General features: G+C 39.7%; 21 protein-coding genes and 2 tRNA genes. 9 read left to right on the top strand and 14 right to left on the bottom strand.

All coding sequences use genetic code 11. From position 1 onward, the window contains the following. Positions 1-15 precede the first annotated feature (15 nt). Both FHK88_RS08295 and FHK88_RS08290 read right to left on the bottom strand, forming a co-directional pair. Positions 16-696, bottom strand: a complete 681-nt coding sequence (locus tag FHK88_RS08295) for a MarC family protein (protein WP_227430269.1) — start codon at positions 694-696, stop codon at positions 16-18. 345 nt (positions 697-1041) lie between these two features. Continuing rightward, on the bottom strand, positions 1042-2427 hold the full coding sequence (locus FHK88_RS08290; protein WP_264480645.1) for a lytic murein transglycosylase: 1386 nt from the start codon (positions 2425-2427) through the stop codon (positions 1042-1044). Positions 2428-2643: 216 nt separating this feature from the next. Between FHK88_RS08290 and FHK88_RS08285 the strand changes: the two genes are divergently transcribed. Then, positions 2644-3405, top strand: coding sequence for a DUF305 domain-containing protein (locus tag FHK88_RS08285; RefSeq protein WP_227430268.1), 762 nt, complete (start codon positions 2644-2646; stop codon positions 3403-3405). A gap of 66 nt (positions 3406-3471) precedes the next feature. On the opposite strand, the gene mutY is transcribed toward FHK88_RS08285, so the two are convergent. Both mutY and ylqF read right to left on the bottom strand, forming a co-directional pair. After that, positions 3472-4740 carry an A/G-specific adenine glycosylase gene (mutY, locus tag FHK88_RS08280; RefSeq protein WP_264480644.1) on the bottom strand — a complete coding sequence of 423 codons (1269 nt, stop codon included), beginning with the start codon at positions 4738-4740 and terminating at the stop codon, positions 3472-3474. 104 nt (positions 4741-4844) lie between these two features. Then, positions 4845-5798, bottom strand: coding sequence for a ribosome biogenesis GTPase YlqF (gene ylqF, locus FHK88_RS08275; protein ID WP_227430267.1), 954 nt, complete (start codon positions 5796-5798; stop codon positions 4845-4847). 109 nt (positions 5799-5907) lie between these two features. Here ylqF and ybaK point away from each other — a divergent pair, with 109 nt between their 5' ends. Both ybaK and FHK88_RS08265 read left to right on the top strand, forming a co-directional pair. Continuing rightward, on the top strand, positions 5908-6384 hold the full coding sequence (gene ybaK / locus FHK88_RS08270; RefSeq protein ID WP_227430266.1) for a Cys-tRNA(Pro) deacylase: 477 nt from the start codon (positions 5908-5910) through the stop codon (positions 6382-6384). A gap of 50 nt (positions 6385-6434) precedes the next feature. Continuing rightward, positions 6435-6803, top strand: a complete 369-nt coding sequence (locus FHK88_RS08265) for a 5-carboxymethyl-2-hydroxymuconate Delta-isomerase (protein WP_227430265.1) — start codon at positions 6435-6437, stop codon at positions 6801-6803. Positions 6804-6830: 27 nt separating this feature from the next. Here the strand turns inward: FHK88_RS08265 and FHK88_RS08260 are convergent, their stop codons facing one another. The 4 genes from FHK88_RS08260 to aroE form a co-directional block, all read right to left on the bottom strand. After that, on the bottom strand, positions 6831-7361 hold the full coding sequence (locus FHK88_RS08260; protein ID WP_227430264.1) for a hypothetical protein: 531 nt from the start codon (positions 7359-7361) through the stop codon (positions 6831-6833). Between the two features lie 181 nt (positions 7362-7542). Continuing rightward, on the bottom strand, positions 7543-8088 hold the full coding sequence (locus FHK88_RS08255; RefSeq protein WP_227430263.1) for a DUF3124 domain-containing protein: 546 nt from the start codon (positions 8086-8088) through the stop codon (positions 7543-7545). 244 nt (positions 8089-8332) lie between these two features. Beyond that, a complete protein-coding gene (locus tag FHK88_RS08250) occupies positions 8333-10153 on the bottom strand; it encodes an acyl-CoA dehydrogenase C-terminal domain-containing protein (RefSeq protein WP_227430262.1) in 1821 nt (606 codons plus the stop codon). 191 nt (positions 10154-10344) lie between these two features. Next, the gene (aroE, locus tag FHK88_RS08245; protein ID WP_227430261.1) at positions 10345-11154 is read right to left on the bottom strand and encodes a shikimate dehydrogenase; all 810 of its coding nucleotides are present in this window, start codon (positions 11152-11154) and stop codon (positions 10345-10347) included. 360 nt (positions 11155-11514) lie between these two features. Here aroE and FHK88_RS08240 point away from each other — a divergent pair, with 360 nt between their 5' ends. The 3 genes from FHK88_RS08240 (at position 11515) to FHK88_RS08230 (ending at position 14002) form a co-directional block, all read left to right on the top strand. Further along, positions 11515-12225 carry a hypothetical protein gene (locus tag FHK88_RS08240; protein WP_227430260.1) on the top strand — a complete coding sequence of 237 codons (711 nt, stop codon included), beginning with the start codon at positions 11515-11517 and terminating at the stop codon, positions 12223-12225. Between the two features lie 116 nt (positions 12226-12341). After that, positions 12342-13406 carry an aminotransferase class IV gene (locus FHK88_RS08235; protein WP_227430259.1) on the top strand — a complete coding sequence of 355 codons (1065 nt, stop codon included), beginning with the start codon at positions 12342-12344 and terminating at the stop codon, positions 13404-13406. 149 nt (positions 13407-13555) lie between these two features. Next, positions 13556-14002, top strand: a complete 447-nt coding sequence (locus FHK88_RS08230) for a hypothetical protein (RefSeq protein WP_227430258.1) — start codon at positions 13556-13558, stop codon at positions 14000-14002. Positions 14003-14018: 16 nt separating this feature from the next. On the opposite strand, the gene FHK88_RS08225 is transcribed toward FHK88_RS08230, so the two are convergent. Next, complete coding sequence (locus FHK88_RS08225) at positions 14019-14789, bottom strand: DpnI domain-containing protein (RefSeq protein WP_227430257.1); 771 nt, start codon at positions 14787-14789, stop codon at positions 14019-14021. A 158-nt stretch (positions 14790-14947) separates the two neighbouring features. Here FHK88_RS08225 and mltG point away from each other — a divergent pair, with 158 nt between their 5' ends. Both mltG and tmk read left to right on the top strand, forming a co-directional pair. After that, entirely contained in the window at positions 14948-16159 is a 1212-nt protein-coding gene (gene mltG, locus FHK88_RS08220; RefSeq protein ID WP_227430256.1) for an endolytic transglycosylase MltG, read from the top strand. Positions 16160-16240: 81 nt separating this feature from the next. Further along, on the top strand, positions 16241-16870 hold the full coding sequence (tmk, locus tag FHK88_RS08215; protein ID WP_227430255.1) for a dTMP kinase: 630 nt from the start codon (positions 16241-16243) through the stop codon (positions 16868-16870). A gap of 136 nt (positions 16871-17006) precedes the next feature. Here the strand turns inward: tmk and FHK88_RS08210 are convergent, their stop codons facing one another. After that, positions 17007-19085, bottom strand: coding sequence for a cation:proton antiporter (locus FHK88_RS08210; RefSeq protein ID WP_227430254.1), 2079 nt, complete (start codon positions 19083-19085; stop codon positions 17007-17009). Positions 19086-19611: 526 nt separating this feature from the next. Here FHK88_RS08210 and FHK88_RS08205 point away from each other — a divergent pair. Beyond that, positions 19612-20964 carry a Do family serine endopeptidase gene (locus FHK88_RS08205; RefSeq protein WP_227430312.1) on the top strand — a complete coding sequence of 451 codons (1353 nt, stop codon included), beginning with the start codon at positions 19612-19614 and terminating at the stop codon, positions 20962-20964. A gap of 296 nt (positions 20965-21260) precedes the next feature. Here the strand turns inward: FHK88_RS08205 and FHK88_RS08200 are convergent, their stop codons facing one another. The 4 genes from FHK88_RS08200 to FHK88_RS08185 form a co-directional block, all read right to left on the bottom strand. Next, on the bottom strand, positions 21261-22349 hold the full coding sequence (locus tag FHK88_RS08200; protein WP_227430253.1) for a hypothetical protein: 1089 nt from the start codon (positions 22347-22349) through the stop codon (positions 21261-21263). A gap of 584 nt (positions 22350-22933) precedes the next feature. Then, positions 22934-23009 (bottom strand) — tRNA-Glu (locus FHK88_RS08195). 110 nt (positions 23010-23119) lie between these two features. Then, a tRNA-Ala gene (locus FHK88_RS08190) sits at positions 23120-23195 on the bottom strand. Positions 23196-23515: 320 nt separating this feature from the next. Next, positions 23516-23986 (bottom strand): hypothetical protein, encoded by a 471-nt coding sequence (locus tag FHK88_RS08185; RefSeq protein WP_227430252.1) that lies wholly within the window; start codon positions 23984-23986, stop codon positions 23516-23518. Between the last annotated feature and the right edge of the window lie 124 nt (positions 23987-24110).

Raw genomic sequence — 24110 nt, 5'->3', positions numbered from 1 at the left:
AGTCGCTGGTGAATTTTAAGCCAGCACTTTAAAAGCGCCTTGTAATCCTGAAATGAGCATCTGTGCGCCAATGACTGCCAAGATAAGTCCCATCATTCGCGTCATGACATTCATAGCATTGTCACCAATGAGTTTAACAATGGTTTTGCTATATAAAAACAGTACATAGGTAATAACACATAGTACACCAAATGCTGAGATGGTGATCATCATATCTGTCATGGTGTGGTGTGCCGTTAAGCTCATTGCTGTGGCAATTGTTCCCGGACCTGCTAATAGAGGCGTCGCTAATGGTGAAATGGCAACATTTAATTTATCAGGGTCGGTGATTTGTTGATTTGTATTATTAGGGTTATTCGCATTTGATTGAGTCGAGTTGTCATGGTCTGAGGTAATACGATGTGTGGGAGAGCTTTGACCTTGCAACATGTGAAAGCCAATTAAAAATACTAATGAGCCACCTGCCAGTCGAAGTGCTGGTAAGGTAATGCCAAACATGGAGAAAATATATTGTCCACCTAAGGCGAAAATAGCAGTAATGCAAAATGCTAAAATCAGCCCTTTTCTGGCAATGGCTTTGGCTGTTTTAGGATCATCATCAGCAGTGAGGCTGATATAAACAGGTAAACTGGATATAGGGTTCATAATGGCAAAAAATGCCATAAATGTCAGTCCAAACTGGTGAATAAAGTTCATAAAATCCTCCTATAGTGTCATATTTGGTTTCATGTTTATAGTATTAAAATGATGAAATCATTGATTGATTTTCTAAAGCAGGGCTATATAAATTTGGATGATAAAGATAAAGTTAGAATAATTGCTATACATTGTTATTTTATTTGAATATCAATATTGAAGAGGATATAGCATCTGATTAAATAAAAAGTAATATTATTAAAATAACACAATAAGTTTAAGAATTTGTTAATGTTATTATAAGGTTTTTGTAAGGTATAATAAGAATCTGTAACAGAAATTTATTATACCCTAAATACATAAATCATTGATATCAATATGGTTTATCAGTAGATAAATACCGTTTTACCAAATCAATGAACCAGCACTACGTTTAGAAATAAAGCCATCAGGGATTTGTCCATTATTGGCCTGCCAGCGGGCAAATGCTTTGCGTGTATTGGTACCGATAATACCATCTACACCTCGTGTATCATACCCAGCATTGGTCAGGCGCTGTTGCAATGTCTTAACTTGATATGTCGAAAGTGGCTGTTCATATCGTGGCCATGCTTTTTGTAAGCCACCCTGTCCAGAGATGGCTTTGGCTAATAAACTAACACCTAATGCGTAATTTGATGAATTGTTATAAACTTTAATAACATCAAAGTTTTTGCTAAGTAGTAGGGCTGGACCATCTTGACCAGCAGGTAGCCACAGCTCTAAGGGTGTATTAGCATCCATATAGGTACTGGTGAGAGGAATAACACCAAGATTACGCCATTGTGAAAACGGCATCTTAGTACCAATTAAAGTATAATCAAAATTGCTTGGTAACTGTACTTCATAAAAGGGCTCTAAGCCACGTACCCAGCCAGAATTGCGTAGGTAGTTTGCAGTAGATGACAGTGCATCAGCAGTTGACCATGGGTTACGATGACCATCGCCATCACCATCAACGCCTTGCTCTAGCCATGTGGCAGGAATAAACTGAGTTTGCCCCATACCCCCAGCCCACGAACCCTTGAGATCATAAGGTGAGATATCACCACGCTGAATTAACTGTAACATGGCTAATAGCTGTGACTCAGCAAAGCTTCTTCTTCTGCCATCATAGGCAAGGCTAGATAAAGCGCTGGGTAGATCGCTATTACCAGTGACAGCCCCATAAGAAGATTCCATACCCCAGATACCAGCAATGATATCTGCATTAACACCATATTGAGTTTCTAAACGTGAGAGTAAACTACGTTGTTCCGCAAATTTATTTTTTCCTCTATTAACACGTCCTCCTGAGACTGCTGAATCCACATACTCCCAAGGCATTTTGGCAAATTCAGGCTGACCTGAGTCTAATGAAAGTACTTGCTGATTAAGCTGAGCTGAATTGATAAGCTGTTGTACTGCATAACGGTTATAGCCTGCATTAATTGCACGTCTGGAAAAGTCAGCCTTCCAGTCTGCAAAGTTGCCATAATTGTGGTTGGTTGGAGCTTGGACTTGAGACGCTTGAGTTTGGGTGGAAGGAGTCTGTGGTTTTGTTATTGGAGTAATGGTAGTCGTTTGCTGAATGATAACAGGTGTATGAGTTTGAGCTGGTTGGTGAGCCGATGTACTATGTTGATGAGATTGACTTTGTCTTTGCTGAGGGTAGTGATGAGTAATTGTTGTTTGTTTGATAGGTTGGTGCGCTGCACAACCTGAAAGCAACAAAAGACAAAATAAATAAATGGAGGAGTTTTTCGTGGTCATAATCATTTCTCGATAAAATATCTATAAAATAGGCTACTTATTTATACACTTAGAAAATTGGTTATATAATGCCTGCAAATCCAATAAAATAGCGTAACCTATAGGGTGTATGCTGTGCATCCATACTTGTCATTTACAGCAACAGAAGTAAAAATCAACAGTTACATTTGATAGTTTCTCTTGATAATTGCTTTGATAGTTATTTAGGAGTTTATCATGTTATATAAAAAAAACCATCTATTGCTCACTTGCTTATGTGGCTCAGTTTTATTTTTGAGTGCTTGTCAGCCAAGTAATACAACAACAGACACGGCAACAAATACTGAACAGTCTCAAGCGGTGGAAACGCCAGATGCTCCAGTGCAAAATAGTGAGGTGAATACAGATGAGCATGCTCATGACCATCATAACCATCATGATATGTCGCAAATGGTAGTCAATGCTGATAATGAAGTACAGCAAGCCTATCTACAGGGCATGGCAAAAATGCACGACGATATGATGGCAGGCATGATGGCAAATGACCCTGACGTGGCTTTCGCTAAGGGGATGCTTCCGCATCATCAAGGGGCAGTAGCAATGGCAGAAGTACAGCTAAAATATGGTAAAGATGCGACCATGCGAAAATTGGCAGAAGACATCATTAAAGCCCAACAAGCTGAAATCGAGCAGATGCAAAACTGGATAGCGGAGCATCCTGATACAGATAAACAAGACAACACCGAAGCGATGCAACAGGCTTACCATAACAGTATGCAGGCAATGCATGGCGATATGATGGCAGGTATTAGTGAGCCTGACCCTGATATGGCTTTTGCTAAAGGCATGCTACCGCATCATGAGGGAGCAGTAGCGATGGCAGAGGTAGAGCTAAAATATGGTAAAGATGATGCCATGCGAAAATTGGCAGAAGATATCATTAAAGCCCAACAAGCTGAGATTGAGCTAATGCAAAACTGGATAAGTAATCATTCATAATAGCTAAGCTGAGAGCCTTAATACATTACCTTAATACATTAACAGTGTGATGGTAGTTCTGAATAGTTATAAAGTTGCCAAGACTTTGAGCATCGCTTTGGGCAGTCCCAAAGATTTGGCATGGCTATCATCGCACCATATAAATACAATATCTGCCTTTGCTAACTGCTTGGATAATTCATCAGTTTGTGTCTCATCTAAAGTGATGGTGATGGGCATTAAATACCAATGAAAATGAGTCAAAGTGTGTTTGATAGTATCTTTATCAAATGGTTGTTTATGGGTAGTTATATCGCTGAGACTCTTATTTAAGTTTTTATTTAAATGTTTCTCTAAATAGGCATCAATAATTTGTTCAGCAACGGTAAACTCTGCCTCATAAGTCTTATCATCATTAGCTGTGGCTAATACCTTTTTACCTTGTGTTTTTTGTACGCTCTCTTTTTTTAGAAAATGCAAAGGCAAACTCCATAGCCCACCCCAAATCCCAGATTCAGGACGCTGTAGCCACAACATCTGCCCTTGTGGATTGCTTAATAATAAAACATGACTATATTTGCTTGGCTTGGGCTGTTTTTTAGCTTTGACAGGATATGCCGTCTCGCACCCTTGTTGATGGGCGATACAATCATTTTGTAGTGGACATAATAAGCAAGCTGGCTTGTTACGAGTGCATAAAGTTGCCCCCATATCCATCATCGCTTGGGCAAACTCGCCACTTTGTCCAGCAGGGGTTAGGCGCTCAGCCAAAGCCCATAATTGTTTATTGGTTGCCGATTTAGTAATGTCACCATCAATGCCTGCCCAACGTGTCAATACTCGCTTGACGTTGCCATCACAAATCACCCCGTAGCCATGCAAGCCCATCGCCACAATTGCCCCTGCCGTTGAGCGTCCTACCCCTGAGATGTTCTCCCAATCATCGACGGTTTGTGGAAAGTTGCCAGTCTTATTGATAATCTCAACCAACTGCTTTGCCCCTTTGTGCAGGTTTCTGGCTCTGGCGTAGTAGCCAAGCCCCGCCCAATGCTCAGCAACCATCTCCCAATCGGCATTTGCCAAGTCTTGCACCGTAGGAAATGAGCTAATAAATCGCTGAAAATAAGGGATAACAGTAGTGACTTGCGTTTGCTGAAGCATGACTTCTGATAGCCAGACGATATAGGGATTTGGATTATCGGTTTTGTGCTGTTGCCACGGTAGGTCATGACGACCATTATCAGCAAACCAATCCAAAATATGTGGAGCAAAGCTGTCTAGGGCTTTGCTGTTTTGAGAGAAATTGGTCTGTGGGCAATCAGTTTTGGATTTGGTTTTGGGAAGCGTAGCTGGCAAGAAAAATCCTTGTGGCTGATGGTATTTACAGTTGTTTGAATATGGCAGGCTATTTTAGCATGGTTGGGATTGAGCGAGTACAAGTATGGCTTAAGCTCTATTCTTTACTTCCGATTCTTCCTTGCTCGCAATTTACGTTGCCGTTTTTCTTCCAGTTTGGCTTGTTTTTTTGCTTCTGCTTTTGCCCGTATTTCAGCGACTAAAATCTCTTCTTGCTCTCGCATTTCAGGCGTTTCCATCGTAATACGTCCAATTGTGCCACTGCGTAGCTCATTAATTAGTATCTCAGAAATACGTTGCATATCGACCTGATTGCCTGAGCGAATACAACCACGATTTCTACCTGCCATTTCCAAAAACACCCAGTCATTTTTAGGTAGCTCATCTATTTTATAACGGGCTTGTAATAGCTCTGGATAGGCTTGTAATAGATATTCGGCGGTATAACTGGCGATGTCTTCATAATTAAAGGCGGTATCTCGAATTGCCCCTGTGCTTGCCAAACGATAGCCAGAGTTAGGGTTTTCTACTTTTGGCCACAGCATTCCGGGGGTGTCATAAAGCATGATGTCGTCATCAATTTTGATAAGTTGTTGCGACTTAGTGACGGCAGGTTCATCACCTGTCTTGGCAATACTACGTCCTGCTAGACTGTTAATCAGAGTAGATTTGCCAACATTGGGAATACCCATAATCATGGCTTTGATTTGTCGTCCTGTACCCACTTTATTGGGGACAAGTTTTTTGCAAAGCTCAATGATTTGTTTTGCTTGTGCGTTTTTGTCTTGTTCACAAGTCAGCGTTTTTACGCCGTTTTCTTGCTCCAGATAATCTTGCCATTGCTGGGTTAACTGTGGGTCAGCAAGGTCAGATTTATTAAGGATTTTAATGACAGGTTTATCCCCTCGTAACTGAGCTACCATTGGGTTATCGCTACTATAAGGAATACGAGCATCCAACACTTCGATAATCACATCCATTTGGGGCATGATTTCTTTAATTTCATTACGGGCTTTGTTCATGTGCCCTGGAAACCACTGAATGCTCGGTTTGTTCATTTGATTATTAATCCTTATGTGTTATAGCATAATAGAGATGACGTTATGGTAATTTACTATTATTGTCAAATCTATCGGTCACTAATTATAAAAAGGAGCATATATTACCATGACCCCTGCTGTGAAACTTGCTAAAAAATTAAAATTAGATTACCAACTTCATGAATATGAACATGAAGCCAGTGCTGAATCCTATGGACTTGAAGCTTCCGAGAAGCTGGATGTCGCAGGTGAGCAGGTGTTTAAAACATTGGTGGTAGAAAACGAGTCAGGTGAGTTGGCAGTGGCAGTGTTGCCTGTGACGACAATGCTAAATCTTAAAAAAATGGCAAAGGCATTGGGCTGTAAAAAGGTACAAATGGCAGAGCCGAAAAAGGTCGAGCGTAGTACGGGTTATGTACTCGGTGGCGTGAGTCCACTGGGACAAAAAAAACGACTTAAAACAGTGATTGACAGTTCGGCTCAGCCACAAACAACGATATTTGTCAGTGCTGGTAAGCGTGGGTTGGAGATTGAACTGCCACCAAACCAGCTTGCAGAGAGTTTGTCAGCCAGTTTTGCTCAAATTACCCAAGATACCCCTTAAGCCAATATTTTTCTTAAATTGCTAAATACCCTAAATAATAGGATAAAAATATGCCACATTTGACCATTCAAGCCACAGCAAACGTGGTTATTAAACAGCCTGAGACGTTATTAAGAGCTTTAAATCAAGCATTATGGGATAGCGGTGAGTTTCGGCAACCCAATGACATTAAGGCGCGTATTTTACCAATAGAAGCATTTTTAGTTGGGGTGGAAGATGATGAACAAACGCAAGGGTTTGTTTATGTGCAGTTACGTTTGCTGGCAGGGCGTGATGAGCAGGTAAAACAAAAGCTGGCTTCTGCACTTAGTGAGACCTTAAAACAGCATTTGATGATACACAAATCCAATCGGGTGAGCGTACAGCTATGTGTGGAGGTGTTAGAAATTGCACAGGTGTATCACAAACAGCTTTTATAATGGTGTTTTGTGTCGTTACATATTTGTTTAGGAATGAGCAGAACATAGTGACTGACTGGCATAGCGAGGCAATACAATGACCTCAGCGTGATAGCTGGCAATACCGCCATGAGTTGCCATCAAATTGCGGGCTATACGCAAGCGATAATTTCCAGTTTGTGGTAAACAGCCTTGATAAATGATACCGCCCTTATTCCCATCTTGCCCTCCATCCGGAAAATGTAAGTCAGCAACATTAGCAATCTCAGTTGCACCCTGAGCCATTGTTTGTGTTAGGTTGATAATGGCATACTGCCCTTGTTGTGCAGAAAATTGATACCAGTGAGCGTCTTGTTGGGGTAATAACTTGCCTGTTATGTTTTGACTGATTGCCCCTGATGCAAAATGTATAACAGTGGCTGTTGATGGAGATGACAACATAGCGTTATCAACAGGCATATCAGCCATACGATGGTATGTAGCATCATTATTGGTCGTGTCACTTGGTGTTGTCGCACAGCCAAGCTGACTAAGGAGTGAGATACCTAATATTGTTAGCAGTTTAAAAGGTTTTATCATAACTAATCCTTATTATTTTATTTTTATCATTATATGCTGTGTCACTACTTATTGAGGTGATATATAGCTTATATATCGTTAGTCAAAGAGGCGCTAAACCGCTATGGTGTTGACCTCATTTGCTTGACAATCAAATTATCTACTATCTAATTTTAGTCCTTTTTGACTTATTATGAAATTGTTATAGTGAAATCGGCACAGCATCAGTTTTAAATGAAAAGCCCTTATTACTATAATTGCCAATCATGATTGCTTCAATCACTGGAGTAAACTCAGCGTTGGGACTGTCAATATTGACCACAAAGTTTGCACCAGAACCGCCTGTATCATCCAATTTCTCAACGATATAGTTAAGCGTTCCCATTGGTGGTAGCTCAATGGACTTATCCAAATAAGAGCGCACAAAATCACCTTTGGTATTATAGTAGTCAATTTTTGTAATATATAAGCTGTCATGTAGACTGGTATTACGAATGCTCAAAGTCGCTGATAGCAATACTTTGGGATTATCTTCATCAACATAAATATCAGAATAAATAGGCACATAAAATGCCTGCTGATAATCAAACTGATGATGCTCAATGTCTTTATCAGTTTCTAGCTGTTTGAGGGGATTTTCATGATCTTCTGAATATAGGACATTAGGGTCATTGGTGGGTGGCTTGCATCCAGATAAACTACCAGCGACTAATGATAGGATAAGTAGGGCAGTAGGAGTCATTCGCATAATCACACCTCTAATATGATGCGGAAGGAGCTATTATGGTGACCTTCCTATTTTGGATAAATATTCGTTTTAATAATCTGCTTTTAAGTTTTTGTCAGCATAAGTTACTATTATGAATGACATATTCTAACTATCATACGCTGGATTGAAGGTTTGTAAAATACCTTATCGGTGATAGATAGTAAAAAAGCGCCCAATTTGGACGCTTTTTTAGGTTTTATACAGATGTATGACTTAGAATGAATTAATCTAAAAACGCAAAGCTCTCAATATCCATTGCCATCATGCTCTCACTTGGGGCAACCATGCTTTCAGCAAGCCCTGAAGTGCGAGGCAAGATTTTGTCAAAGTAGAATTCAGCCGTTTGTACTTTCGCTTTATAGAACTCTGGTGACTCTGTACCACCATTTTCTAGGCGGTCATAAGCAATGGCTGCCATTCTTGCCCAGTGGTAGCCCATCATCACATAGCCTGAGTACATCAAAAAGTCCTCTGAGGCAGCCGAGATAATTTCACGGTCTTTGCGAGCCATGAGCATAAGACGTACAGTGAGGGTGTTCCACTCAGCACATAGCTTGGTCAATGCCCAGACAAATTGACGCATGTTTTTATCTAAAGCATACTCACCACACCATCTCATGATGCTGGCAGTATAGTCACGAATGACCTTACCTTTAGATTGTAAGATAACCTTACGACCCAATAAATCTAATGCTTGTACACCCGTTGTGCCTTCGTACATGGTAGCGATACGAGCATCACGAGCAATCAGCTCCATGCCCCATTCTTTGATATAACCGTGTCCACCATAGACTTGCTGACCATGTTTGGCTGCTTCAATACCTAGCTCAGTTAAGAAGCCTTTGATAATTGGTGTATAAAAGCCTAATTTATCATCCCATTTTTCAAATTCTTCATCATTGCCAGTGGCAACGCCTTGAGCCATTTTGTCTGCATAGCGAGCTGCATGATAAATCATTGAGCGAGCACCTTCAGCAAATGCTTTTTGGGTCAATAGCATACGGCGAACGTCAGCATGATTGATGATGGCATCAGCGACTTTATCAGGCTCTTTAGTACCTGATAATGCACGCATAGAGCGGCGCTCTTTGGCGTAGGGTAGGGCGTTTTGGAAAGATAACTCCATATGAGCCAAGCCTTGAATACCAGTACCGATACGGGCTGTATTCATAAAGGTAAACATGGCTTTTAAGCCTTTGTTAGGCTCGCCAATCAGATAGCCTGTCGCTCCGTCAAAGTTTAGCACACAGGTCGATGATGAGCTGATACCCATTTTATGTTCAATTGAGCCACAAGTCACACCGTTACGCTCGCCTGCCTCGCCATCTTCTGTTGGGGTAAACTTAGGTACGATAAATAGTGAGATACCTTTTGTACCTTTTGGTGCATTAGGAAGGCGGGCTAAGACAATATGAATGATATTTTCAGTTAGGTCATGCTCACCACTTGAGATAAAGATTTTCGTCCCGCTGATTTTATAAGTACCATCTTCTTGTGGTTCGGCTTTGGTTTTTACCTGTCCTAAGTCGGTACCACATTGTGGCTCAGTCAAACACATTGTACCTGACCATGTGCCTTCCACCAGTTTTGGCAGATATAAATCTTTTTGCTCTTGTGTACCATATTGCATCATGGTGTTGATACAACCAGTCGATAAACCAGGGTACATTGCCCACGGCCAGTTTGCCGTGCCCATCATTTCAGATTTGATAAGGTTTAGTGACATGGGCAGATTCATACCGCCGTATTGCTCTGGGTAAGAGATACCTTGCCAACCACCTTCGACAAATTGGTCATAGGCTTCTTTAAAGCCTTTGGGGGTGGTCACTTCACCATCTTTAAAGTGACAGCCTTCAGCATCTGCTTCTTGGTAAAGCGGTGCAAGTACATTTTCAGAAAAATCTGCAAAACCTTGCAAAATCATATCGACCGTTTCTGGGTCGGCATTTTCGCCATTATTTAGGTCTTTATAGTGTGTCTGAAAATCAAACACATCATTAATCAAAAATTTAATATCACGTAGGGGGGCTTTGTACTTTAACATATCAGTCCTTATTCATTGTGCTTGTGAGTTTAGTATGGTGAGAATAACAATAATGATTCTATATAAATTAGTATAAACAATTTCTATGACATTAAATATAACCAATAACTTTTATTCATTGGTGAACAGGTGTTTGAGAAATATTAGTTATGATATTGCTTGAGTTTCTAGTTACTTAGCTGATTTGCTTTTTATATTAGGGTATTTTTTACAATTTTCCCCGTCCATCGCTCAAAGCTTAATTTTGCTTGCCCAATTAACATACCATAACCATCAGAGATTGTTGCCCCTTGCTTAGTAAAGTGTTGTAAAAAGGGCAATTCTCGACCATACATCATATCGTAAGCATGGTTGCAAGTTAGGGTATCAGATAGTGGTAGCATGTCACCTGATAGCCCAATAGACGTGGCATTGATAATCATATCAAACTGCCCAGTTAACTGCTCAATGGTGGATACGGATATCTTGGCTTGGGCGATTTGTGGGCTGGCATGTTGTAGCTCTTGGACAAGTGTTTCAGCCTTGTTTAGGGTGCGATTGGCAATACTTATCTGCCTGACTCCTGCTTCTATCAACGGCAAAATAACGCCTCGAGTTGCCCCACCTGCCCCAATAATGGCAATATTTGCCCCCTCTAACTGCCAGCCTAATTGCATAATATGATTGACCAAGCCTTGACCGTCTGTATTATCACCAAAGATTTGCCCATCTTTAAGCAGTAGTGTATTGACTGCCCCTGCAACTTGGGCATGATTGGATAGCCCACCTCGCCCTGCACATAGCTCAAATGCCATCTGTTTAAAAGGTACGGTGACATTTGCCCCCACACCACCACCTGCAAAAAATGCCTCAACCACTGCGGTAAAGCTGTCTTTATCATCAGGGCAGTATTGGCGAGCATAACGAATGTCTAAGCCAACTTGCTGGGCAAAGTTTTGGTGAATGTCAGGGGATTTACTATGGGCAATGGGATTGCCAATAACGATAAAATGCTGGGTCATTTGAGCTTCCTAAATTAGAATTGATATCTTGATTGATTTGGCTTATTTTATTGATGATATATTAAGCAATAATAACAAATATACATATACAATGTGAGGTATGCGAAATAGTACTGATATTGTGATAAATACTAGGTATAGTTAAATTAAAAGAACTTAGGTACACTACAGGATAATAGCGATAAATACCTGATATTTATATCATATGATTTAGATGAACATAAACGAAAAATAATAAGAAAAAGCGTCTATAAATACGCTTGATACTTATGATACCTCCAATAAGGTAGTTTTCGCTTATTTTGTCATCATTTTATATTATCGTAGCATGCAAACTATTCAAGAAGGTTGAGATTCACTATGATTAAAAAGTCGCATATTGCCAATCAGTGCTTATCATGGTTTCATACCAGCAGTCAAAAATCTGCTTCTTTATATAAGGGTATCAGCGCTTCTTTGCTGGTAGGGGTAATGAGCTTTGCACTGGTTGCTTGTAATAAACAAGCTGATAGTGTCACACCAGAGGCAGATACGGAAAAAGAAGCCTCAGTTGAAGTCAATGGTAGTAGCAGTGCTGAGCAAGAGACGAATACAACAGGTCAAGCAACCAATGCAGATGAGCAGGGTACACCCGTTGTGTATGATACAAAAAGCTGGTCATCAGGCAGTGGTGATACTTATGCTATCAATGAAATTGATAAAATGAAAAAAGTTTTTGGCTCAGTGACCAGTAGTGATGAAAACAGCTTAGACTATGCCAGTAATTCTGCGACAAAATATCGCTTTGTGAAAGATAATGATCCCTATCTTGATATCATAGATTCAAATGATTATTTGGAAATTGGCTGGTATTATGCCAACCCTAAAGACTCAGATGCTGAAAAGAAAACCAGTATTGAGCATGCCAAAAAAGCCTATCAATTGGCTCATAATCTGATGGGAGAAAGTGGTGGTGCTTTGGTAGAAAATATTTTAATGGGACAGATTGTTAAAAATAAAGAAGTGGGTGGACAGCAAGTTGAACTGGCAAAATGTGAGTTTTATAGCTGTATGTTGATTTTGAAAAAATAATCTTAGAACCTATATTAAGCGTATTTTAACTTAAGTTTGTCGTGGTGGCTTGATAATGACTCACCACTCACAAACACTTAAAATCTTTTTCTCAAAATAAATTGATGTACTCAGTGATGAACTCTGCCTTATCCTCACCAGTGGCTTTTCAACAGAGTAGGGCGCATTTTATACCTAAAATGCGTTGGTTTCGTTTTAGCCCTGAAGCTCTAGAGGTAATAGAGACAGAGTCAGTCACTGATGATTGCAGTGATATTGATAAAACTAATGATGCTGAGCTTATCGAGCCCTTGTTGCCAGTTAGTCATCGGGCAATAGCGTATGGTGATGGTTTTTTTAGCACCATGAAAGTACAAGCTGGTAAGGTCTATTGGCAGAAATATCATCAGCACCGTATTCATACTCATGCAACAGCCCTACAGCTCTATTTGCCTAAATCACAACAACTTTTATTGTGGCAACACATTAGCTATTATGCACGTATCATTGATATAGGCATGATAAAAGTCATTGTCACACGCCAAGCACAAAATATACGTGGTTATGGATTTTCTATTCATGATACGGATAATGGATGTGATATTTATATTGGTGTATGGGCAACAGAGCCACCACCAAAAATAACAAATTTATTAGCCTCCCAGTTACCTTATTCTTTAATCTCCCAAATTTTAGCAGAAGTCCCTATTCAACCTGCTATTACTGCTATGACCCTGCAATCCAGAATTTCTTGTATTCCTCCCACACTAGCTGGACTAAAAACATTAAATCGTCTGGATAATGTCTTGGCAAGTGCTGAGTTAAAGCAACAGCAAGCAAGAATGCCTGCTCATTTGTCAAACCCATTAGCAGAGGGACTGGTACAGGATATGTTCGGGTATTGGGTTGAAGGAACAATGAGTAATGTTTTTTATCAACTAGATACAGATGCAACAGATGCACAGTGGTTTACACCACCAATAGACCGCTCTGGTGTAAATGGTGTAATGCGTCAGGTTTTAATGGATAGTTTTGATAAGACTACCTATCCCATCATAGAAAGACATTTGGAAGATAAGGACATTACAAGGTTAACAGGCTTGTTTTTTTGTAATGCGGTACGAGGCATTATGCCTGTGGCTGAGTTGATCGTTGATGATAATAAGATAACTTTTGCCTACGCAAGTGTTCTATACAATTGATCTATTATTGTAAGTAAAGGTTGTTTGAAATATTTTATTGATCAATAATTTTTTCAAATTAATTGTTTAATAGAATGAAAAATGAGTACTATTTATTTAGATAACCGCTTACCGTTGATGTATCGTCGTTATTGTGTATTTGATGACTTATGTCGACTTGCAAAAAAAATCCAAATAAGATAACCCATATTGACAGTTGGACATCACAGGCAGTTGGTGTTATCTATTTTTCTGATTTTAAAAAATTTATTGCTTATGGTGGTATTTATCAATATGCAAACAATGCGGACGAAATAAAAAAGCAAGGCGTTTATATTACTCCTAATGAGGAAATATCCTGCTCTCTCACTGTTTGCTCTCAAGCATTTACTAAACCAGTGAACAATCCTTTTACAATGTTATGGCAGTGGAATCATACAGTTAAAAATCGTTTGGTAGCGTATTTTGATGGTCAGCACTTTTTTAAGATAAATGATGAGATAGATGATGAGATAGATGATGAATATCCACCTCATATCTACCATGACCGCATAGTTGCCAGTAGTTTGCTACCTCTTTGGAATGACAGGGATGAGCAGGATAGAAACCATCTATAAAAGACTTTATTTGTGTTTAACTTTTTTCGAGTCTTTTATATTTTCCTCTACCTAGGAACTCAATCATTCCATGGTCACGGAGCAATTGCAGTTGTTGACGTATTTTGGCTTTAATGTGATTATTATTTGGATACTTTTGTTTTAAAATCTCTGAAAATTCATATGCTTGTTGTAAAGTAAATTGAGTTGGTAGTTTTTCAATACAATGTAGAACAGATAGCGTCCAGCCTCTTACTTCTAGTTTTTGTTGGCGTAGAAAGAGTGTCTTGTGAAATTGTTGCTTTACAGTATCGTGATTAATAACTTTTTGATTTTTAACTAAAAACACCTTACCAGTTTCAGGAACTTTTCTTAAATCAATATTACATCCTATCCAGCCTGCCCGTTTTGCTGATGCTGGTAGGGGTTTTCGTCTGATTATCATTTCAGTAGAAAAAAAGTGTTTGGGAATAATAATAAAATTATTGACATAAAACTGTGGAGAATAAGTCAAAAAGAAGAAGTTAGGATTATTATCAGAAGTGATGCGCTCAATCATGGTGGCATATGCCCCATCATTAATGATATTGCTTAATTTAGCTTTTTTACTTTTAAGTTCATATTGTTCATGACAATGTGAACAAAAAAAGTCTGCAACAGGCTTGTTGTTAGTAAATCCGTTTAAAGGGAAATGACCGCAAAGAGGGCAGTAGCCATTATCTTTTACCCATGCTTCACTTAATACTCTGATAATTTGTGATGCTGAGCGATAGTTTTTTGCCAAACTTTGGTTAAATTGTAAGTTCATTGGCTCATTTATTAGTCTGTTTGAGAAAAAATTAGTTTAACATGATGATAGATTGTGAAGCGAAGTAATAATGCTTTTTATGGTCTCATTGTGAAAACCCATTGAAAACTTACCCATACAATGCTAGATTTTAGCAAATTTTTTTCTGTGATCTGCATATGAGTAACCAAAACGACCAGATACCTGAAACGGCTCATCTGTCTAACAACGACACATCAAAAGCGATAGCATCAAGCACAAAACCAGAAAGTAAAGATAGCGTACCAGTCAAAGACAGCACTCTAATTTGTGAAGGCAAGCCCAGAAAATATAGAAAAGATGATGTCTCTATATTTGCAAAAAGAAGCTATCAGCTTTTGTTAGTGTTTGGATTAATGTTGCTGTTTTTAGCAGTGATGACTTATCAGACATTATTTGGTCACCTGACTCAACCTGCACAAAAAATAGAAGTCAGTGATGGGGATACTTATTATGGTTTATTGCCTCAGTTTCAGGGAGCTGTGCCTTTATTTTCTGCCACTTTAGCGAAGTTTTATATCAAAACACAAGTTAATACACCATTAAATGCAGGTACTTACGAGCTTCCAGAAAACCCCAGTTTAATGCAGATGCTTAATGTACTTGAGGCGGGCGAGCAGATCGCTTTAGTACAGATACAGATTATTGAAGGTAAAACGGCACAAGATTTATATCATAACTTAGCCAATACATCAGGTGTGACATTAGAAGTATTAGATGAGCAGGGTCGTCCAAAAATGCCATTAAAGCAAGCGTTGGGGATTGATGCTTATACACCTGAGGGTGAGTTTGTTGATAATCTGGAAGGGTGGTTTAGCCCAAACACCTATCATTATGCTGAAGGCACAACAGATAAGCAGATTTTGGCAGATTTATACCAAATACAACAGCAAGCTTTAGATGAAGCTTGGGCTTCTCGAGCAGAGAATTTACCTTATAAAACGCCATATGAAGCACTGATTATGGCATCCATTATCGAGAAAGAAACAGGCATTGCTAGTGAGCGTCCATTGGTATCAGCAGTGTTTGTGAACCGCCTCAATCAAGGTATGCGCTTACAAACAGACCCAACGATTATCTATGGTATGGGTGAGCGTTATGACGGTAATATTCGCCGTAAAGATATCAATGAGGCAACGGCATATAATACTTACCAAATAGATGGCCTACCACCAACCCCGATTGCACTACCTTCAAAAGCTTCTATTGAGGCAGCCTTGCATCCTGCTGATAGTGATGCGTTATATTTTGTGGCTACGGGGACAGGTGGGCATAAATTTAGTAAAACATTAGCAGAGCATAATCGTGCTGTCCAAGAGTACCTAAAAGTCATTCGCCAGCAGTCGCAGTAACCAGAAGTGATGGTGACTCTGGTATGCTCTTAGGTGCTACATTCTTATTGATAGTTATTGCTTGTCTTATTTGGAGTTGTTATGCACGCACGTTTTATTAGCTTTGAGGGAACAGAAGGTGTTGGAAAGACGACCGCCATTAATCAGCTATGTCAGCGTTTACAAGCGCAAGGGATAGATTTTGTGCGTACCCGTGAGCCTGGAGGCAGTGACTTTGCAGAACAGTTACGGACGTTATTATTAGCCCCTGAAACTCAGATTAGTGATGATACAGAGCTGTTGTTAATGTTTGCTGCCCGTTGTGACCATTTACAGCAAGTTATTTTACCCGCATTAGATGCAGGCAAATGGGTGATTTGTGATCGCTTTATTGATTCGAGTATGGCGTATCAGGGTTTTGGGCGTGGTTGTGGTGATGCACTTGTTTTAGACAAGGTGCAAGGCTTGATTCAGCAGTTTGTCTCTCGGCTACCAGATATTACCATTTGGCTAGATTTGCCAGTGATAGAAGGCATTGAAAGAGCAGCAAAACGTAGTGTGGCTGATAGATTTGAGCAAGAAGCGGTGGCATTTTTTAGTAGAGTGCATCAGGGATATGCGTATCAGCATCAGCAAGACCCTAAGCGAGTACAGAGAGTGGATGCCAGTGGTGATGTGGATGAGGTGGCTCAGCGAGTATGGCAGGTTATTTCTCATAACTGTGAGTTGTGATGATTGCTTGAATTTAAGAGTCTAAGATTCAATTTAAGCTAATGATAATAATAAAAAGCTGAGCCTAAGACTCAGCTTTTTTATGGATTATGGTTATTGACTGATTAGCTATGAGACAAGATGCCACATATATAACTTAACTGTCTTTTGTAGCATCAGTATCTGGTAGTCGCTTAGGGTCAAGTGCGCCATTTGCTTTTTTGGGTGCTTGTGCATTGCCGTTGGTATGTGAGGCAATTGACTTTTTAGTCGTTGGCTCTACTGGTCGTTTAACTGCTTCTAAGTTTGCAGTATTGGTATAGGTTGACCCCAAGATGGCTTCTTCTAGCAACTCTTTGTGTTTACGCTTTTCAGGTGCTTTAGCGGTTGATTCAAAGTGAGCATCTGCTAAAGCACGAGCTTGCTCCTGTTTTTCTGTGACATCGACTACTTTAGGTTGAACTTCATCTTCAATCACCAGTGCAACCAGTTTACGGTCTTGAGGGATTTCGTTATCAAAGCTATCTGTAATTACCCCCAATCGACCTTCTTTATCGACAGTATATAGTGGGATAAATTGCTTGTTATCTGCACGGTATTGGCTAAAGCTGTAGCTATCAGTGATATTAGTAATTTTAATGCGTGCTTTTTTGGAGATCATACTTGCCATTTTGGTATAAGTGGCATCTTTACCAAATAACCAGCGTGATTTAAAGCTAGATTGTTTTTCATCTCGTTCATTTTTCGATTTATCATCGCTAAATTTTAAACGGTAAATCTTCTGTTCACCGAACTCATGGCGGAAATGTAACTCGGCAAGAGTGTTCATTTCCTTATCCATACTCATAGCAAACAGATGTCCAATCCCGATTAAATCTAAATGACGATCTGCATGGTCAGAAACCGGATTACCAAAATAAGTGCGTAGCCCATTCATACGAGCTTTGGCGATATTGGTATAGTTGTTATGCGCGACCAATACTTCAAAACCTTGGTCTCTTAACGACTCTGCTACCAGTAATGCCACTGGGTTTGAACCAACAATCAGTACCCCGTTGCTGGCAGGTTCACGTACACCAAGTAAGTTACCAATTAGCTTTGCCCCCAGACCTTGAATCAGTACCGTACCGATAATGACCATAAACACTAAAGGAACTAATAACTCAACACCCTTAATATCATACTCTTGTAGACGAATGGCAAATAGGGATGAGATGGCTGCTGCCACAATACCTCGAGGACCAATCCAGCTAATCATCAATTTTTCTGAAGTTTTTAGTGATGAGCCGATGGATGAAGCCCATACTGCCAGTGGACGAGCAACAAACATAACAATAGCCAGCAGTGTTAAGCCAGCAAAACCAACACTTAATAAGCTTGTTAGCTCTACACGAGCTGCTAGGACAATAAAGAGTACAGAGATTAATAGAACGGTTAAGGACTCATTAAACTCTAATATATGGTCACGTGGAAAACCTTTCCAGTTCGCCAGTGCGACTCCCATCACCGTAACAGCCAGTAGCCCTGACTCATGCTCTAGGTGGTTGGAAATAGAAAATAGTACCAGTACAAAGGCAAGGGTAAATACATTACGTAAATACTCTGGCACCATGTGTTTTTTCATTAAAAATGCCAGTACCCATGCACCAAACATACCAATAACTGAGGCGATAACGACAATCTCACCAAATAACAACAAGCCATTGGCTTCGTCACCAGAGATGATATATTCATAGACCAAGACCACCGCAATTGCCCCAATCGGGTCAATGATGATGCCTTCCCATTTTAAGATATTAGAAATGGTTTTGTTAGGTCGCACACTGCGTAGCAGAGGCATAATCACTGTTGGACCAGTCACACAGACCAAAGAGCCAAAGAGTAGGGCTATCAGTGGATCGACATCAAATAATAGGTATGTTGATAGTGCAACAACGGCGATGGTAATTACTACTCCAAGAGATACCAACATTTGTACGACTTTACCGTGCTGTTTAATCTCCTCAAACTCTAGAGTCAGCGAGCCTTCAAATAAAATTACCGCAACCCCAAGTGAAATAAAGGGAAATAGTAAGTCTCCAAGTACAGCATCGGGATTAAGATAGTGTAAGACAGGGCCAACGAGAATACCGATGAGCAAGAGAAATAAGATGGAGGGTTGTTTTAAATACCAAGCCAGCCATTGTGCTGCTATACCAAGACCCAAAACGCCAGATAATAATAAGGCGGTATCCATGAAATCATCCTTTAGTCAGTGATACGTGGCACGCAGGCGCATTCAGTTATGACGTTATGGTGACACATCATTAAAGCAGTGACCAAAGCCAGAGGCTTCACGATGGGTTAGCTGTTTGGCTATATATTCATCAGACTGATAGATAAATGAAATACTATTTGAATAGTTATTAGATAAATCGTTATTAGATAATGCGACTAAGTCTATGACGACGTATGACTGACTTATGTAAGTTAATTTTGTTGGCTATCATACCATGATTTAACGTTTCCGGGTTTTGTTGTTGTAAAGTTGTTGTGATATGAAGATATTGTTACTTTTTTTATGGTGCTTTTTAAATACTTCTACTATGGTGTAAACTGAAGGCAATTTTCAATAATTACTATCAGTTGTATTATCGATTACCATTAATAGAGGATATGCTATGTTATATCATCATTTTAAAAAGCAGACAATATATCCACAATCTGGACGACAAAAGGTTTTATCCACCATTTTAGCAACCTGTCTTTTTACATTCTCTCCTATGGTGGCTGTGACGGCTAACTCAGCGCAAGCAGCTGTGACGACAATGGACTTCTCTAACCTAGTCACAGCTGTCTCTCCGGGGGTTGCCCGCGTCAATGTTACTAAAGAAATCAGTGAGGCTGAGTTGGCAAAAGCGCAACAAATAGAACTGCTAAGGCAGTTTTTTGGTAATCGTGTGAATATTCCACGATCACAATCTCAGCCTGCGATTGAGCACAACTATGGAACAGCATTTTTTGTAACGGATGATGGCTACTTGTTAACGAACCATCATGTTATTGAGGGTGCAGATACCATTACTGTCACACTCAACGACCGTACAGAGCTGGATGCGACATTGGTGGGGAGTGATGAGCGCTCTGATGTTGCTGTATTAAAAGTCAAGGCACCGGCTGGAACACGTTATCCTGCACTACCCATTGGAGACTCCAATGCAGTGAGAGTAGGAGAGCCAGTATTAGCAATTGGCTCTCCTTTTGGTTTTGACTACTCTGCCTCGGCAGGTATTGTTAGTGCAAAGTCACGCAACTTTTCACGTGATATCAGCGTTCCCTTTATTCAGACAGATGTGGCGCTCAATCCCGGCAACTCTGGTGGACCTCTGTTTAATCAACGCGGTGAAGTTATCGGCATCAACTCACGGATTTTTAGTGGAACGGGCGGTTATATGGGGCTGTCTTTTTCCATTCCTATTGATGTAGCGATGGATATTTACAACCAGCTAAAAGATACAGGTGAAGTCTCTCGAGCCTATCTTGGTGTCTTCCCACAAGATATTGACCGTAATCTAGCAGAAGCCTACCATCTGGAGCGTCCAAAAGGTGCATTGTTGACAAAAGTATCCGCAGACTCTCCTGCTCAAATGGCAGGATTAAAGTCGGGAGATATTATTTTAAGCTATAATGGACATGAGATTAGTCTGGCATCAGACCTAATCAATGATGTCAATCGTAGTCGTCCTAACGATAGATTTGAAGTAGATGTATTGCGAGCAGGAAAGGTTATCAAATTGCAAGGGACATTGGGTCTTGCACCAACAGATGTAACCTCTGATGACATGAATGAAGCAGTACCAACTGTACGTCTAGGGTTACGTTTACGTGATATGAGTGCAGAAGAGAAACGTCATCTAAACAGTTTGGGCGTATTGATTACCGCAGTTGACCCTACTGGACTGGCTGCCAGATCAGGCTTACAACCTGGTGATGTGATTACCAACTTGCACCAAGTGCCTATTAGTAATGTGACTGACTTTGCGACAACAGTCAGACAGCTGCCTAAAGAAGGTGTTGTAACCATTGAAGTGATTCGTCAAGGTCTGCCCATTATTATTGGTTTACGTATCGAATAAAATGCTTGTATGCTTGTAAAGTCAAAGAATTAACTAGGGGCTATTGAATATTTACCCTGTTAGACCAATATTTGCACGAGGCACAGCTGCTTTTCATTTTTATGTAAAAATTGGCTAAATCTCAATTTTTCCTATGAAGATAAAATTTATCATCAGCTACTCTAGCGTAGTGGCTGATGATAACTGTAGTAAGCACAATAATTAGAAAATAAAATAATTGGTAACAAAAAGCGCACTTATCAGAAGATAAATGCGCTTTTATTTATAACGATAACCTTACTTGAGCTGTCTCATGATTAGTGAGTGTTGTTGCCCATGTTGCGATAGGTTACAATAGGTTTTTCTAAGCGGTAACTTGCTGCAGCTTTACGCGCACCAGAGATACTAGCAACAAAGGTCAATAATGCACTGATTAACCAGAATAGACCTGTGTATAGTGCTGCTTTACGAGCAGTTTCTTCAGCTTGTACTAACGCTTCATCAACTCGTTGCTTACCTTCTTCAACTTTTTGCTTAGCAGTAGCAATCGCTTGCTCTGTTTCAGCTTTATATTGATTAAATGAGCTAACGACTTCTTGACGCACTTGTAGTGCTTCAGGCTCACTCAAACCTTGAGCTTCTAAGCGAGTAATAATCTCAGGACCAGTTAAGATTTGCTCGATTTGAGACATACGCTGTTTAGCATAATCATCAATTTTGCCCCAAGTTTCCAAGTCTGTGAAGTCTAAAGACTCAACATCTGCTTTTGTCTCATTGATCATCTCTTCGATGACATTTGTGGTTGCACGGACTTGGTCTTCACTTAAGTTGTCTGTATTTTTAGCAACCCAGCCTTCAACATCTGAACGGCTGATTTCACCAGAAACACGCTGATATACTTGTTTTGCTTCTTGCTGAATATTGATATCAGAGTTCTGCATTACTGCACCAGCAACATTACCAACAGCATTGGCACTTGCCCCAACAGTAGAAGCAGTTGCACTAGCGACTGTGCTAACAGTGCTACCAACAGCACGAGTTGCAGTTGATAAAATGCTGGTTGCACTACTCATAGTAAAGAAAGTAGTAATAAAGATAATAGATGCTGCGGTTAACATACCAGTTAATGTTGCATCTTTAGGGTCAATGTCTGTTCCGTCACCGAATAGTGCTTCAGGAGCAGAGCATTTCACAGCAAAGTAACCAGCCACAAAAGCACTAATTAAGGCTGTAATCACAGCATAAATACCTGCACCAATACTTGTGCCTTTTAGGTCAAATGGTAAAAATGAACTAAAGACTAAAGCTAAGGCTAGCATTGCCATAACGACAATAAGTCCCATTAATAGACCAGCAAAAACACCTCTCCAAGAAGGACGGCGTTGGGGTGTGTAATTTGGTGTCATAAAATATCCTCCATCTCCATATAGATGTATGGCACAACTTACAATAGAAAATATATCCACTGTTATTGTGCGATATTTAAAATAGTAAAATTAAATCATACTTAAATAAGTGTATGAAATAAATTAACCGTAAATCAGATATGAAGATGATATAGGAGACAAACCCCCTTTTTTGCGGTGTTTTGGTAAGTTTATGACATCAATTATGTAAAAAAAGCAAGGAAAGTGTGATAAATATGCTAACAGTGAGGAGTTAGGTAAACATAAACTAACATAAGTCACCAATAACTTCACGATTATTTGTCGCTCATTTTGGTGTAAAGAAGCTGGTTTTATATGTAGCAAGGTAGATAAGGTAGCTTATTCTTCGAGCTGAGCAGATAAATAATGAGATAAAAAATAGGGAGGAAATTGGGAAATTAGCTTATCTGCTAAAGTTTAAAGTTCATCATGGATAAATGTAAATTCGTTCTATATAGTAAATGATACAGAAAGTAATAAGCACAAAAAACCCCCAGTCTTATATTAAGATGGGGGTTTTGCTAGAAAACATCATTTATACAATGATTTTCTAAAGGAATAGGTGGTATCCCGTAGGGGATTCGAACCCCTGTTACCGCCGTGAAAGGGCGGGGTCCTAGGCCTCTAGACGAACGGGACACAATAGAGACTTGCTATAACTGTATCAGAATTCTTATGAATATTTCATAAGGTTGCCTAGGTGCTGATACAGAATCTTAACGATTAATAAAGCTATAAAATATATTTATTGGTGGAGCTAAGCGGAGTCGAACCGCTGACCCCTTGCATGCCATGCAAGTGCTCTACCAACTGAGCTATAGCCCCTCGTTAAGAGTGAGGCGTATTTTAGGCAAGTAAGTAGGTCTTGTCAAGACTTTTTTATGCTAAGTTGCAGAAGAACAAGATTTTTAGCATTTATTTCTGCTAGGGTCTGTTGAACATTCATCTTCATAGGAAAAATTGAGAAAAATTTGTCTTAGTCAAGGCAATGAACGCAGGCAATATCTGGATATTAACCAGTTCATTAACGCAGAATAAGGCAAATTTAGCCAATTTTTACATGAAAGTAAAAAGTAGCTTTATCCCTTGTAGATATTAGCCTAACGGGGTGAACGTTCAACAGACCCTAATGTTTAATTCGAAGGCTATTTTGTTGGCTCGTGAGATACGATATTACCTGTATCTGCTTCTATAATGGCAAATTCACAGCCACGGTTTGGTAAAAAAGGTATGATACTTTTTTCAAAAGTAGCACCGCCAATAAAGCTATAGTTTTTATTTGGTTTGAGTATTGCTTCAGCCTTAATAAGACAGTATCTATCTGAGATTGCCTCAGCATAGGAAAATTTGAGCGGTTTATTGGCTTCTATAGCAATTTTTCCTTCTGGTCTCACAGATGAGCTATCTATATCGTATAGAGTAGATATTTGGTTGGTGTTATCTAGATGAATACCAATATTGATAGAGTCATTACGGCTATAAGTAGGGGATATACTATTGGAAATAAAAGCTAACGGGGCATTGGCAGGTGGTTGGTAAGGTGGTACAGAGGCACAACCAGTTACCATGATTATCATAAAGAGCAGGGGTAGGGTGTAAAGGTGTTTTTGTGACATGGCTAATGATCCGATGGCGAAAAAATAACTGCTAAGAAATCGTTATTATGAGAGAAAAAGTGGTAGAGGTGTCAATTAAAAAGGGTGTATTGCATGATCAATACACCCTACAATAACGTCACAG

The organism is Psychrobacter sp. I-STPA6b, assembly GCF_020662265.1.
Classification (GTDB): domain Bacteria; phylum Pseudomonadota; class Gammaproteobacteria; order Pseudomonadales; family Moraxellaceae; genus Psychrobacter.
This window is presented reverse-complemented; position numbering and strand designations above follow the sequence as displayed.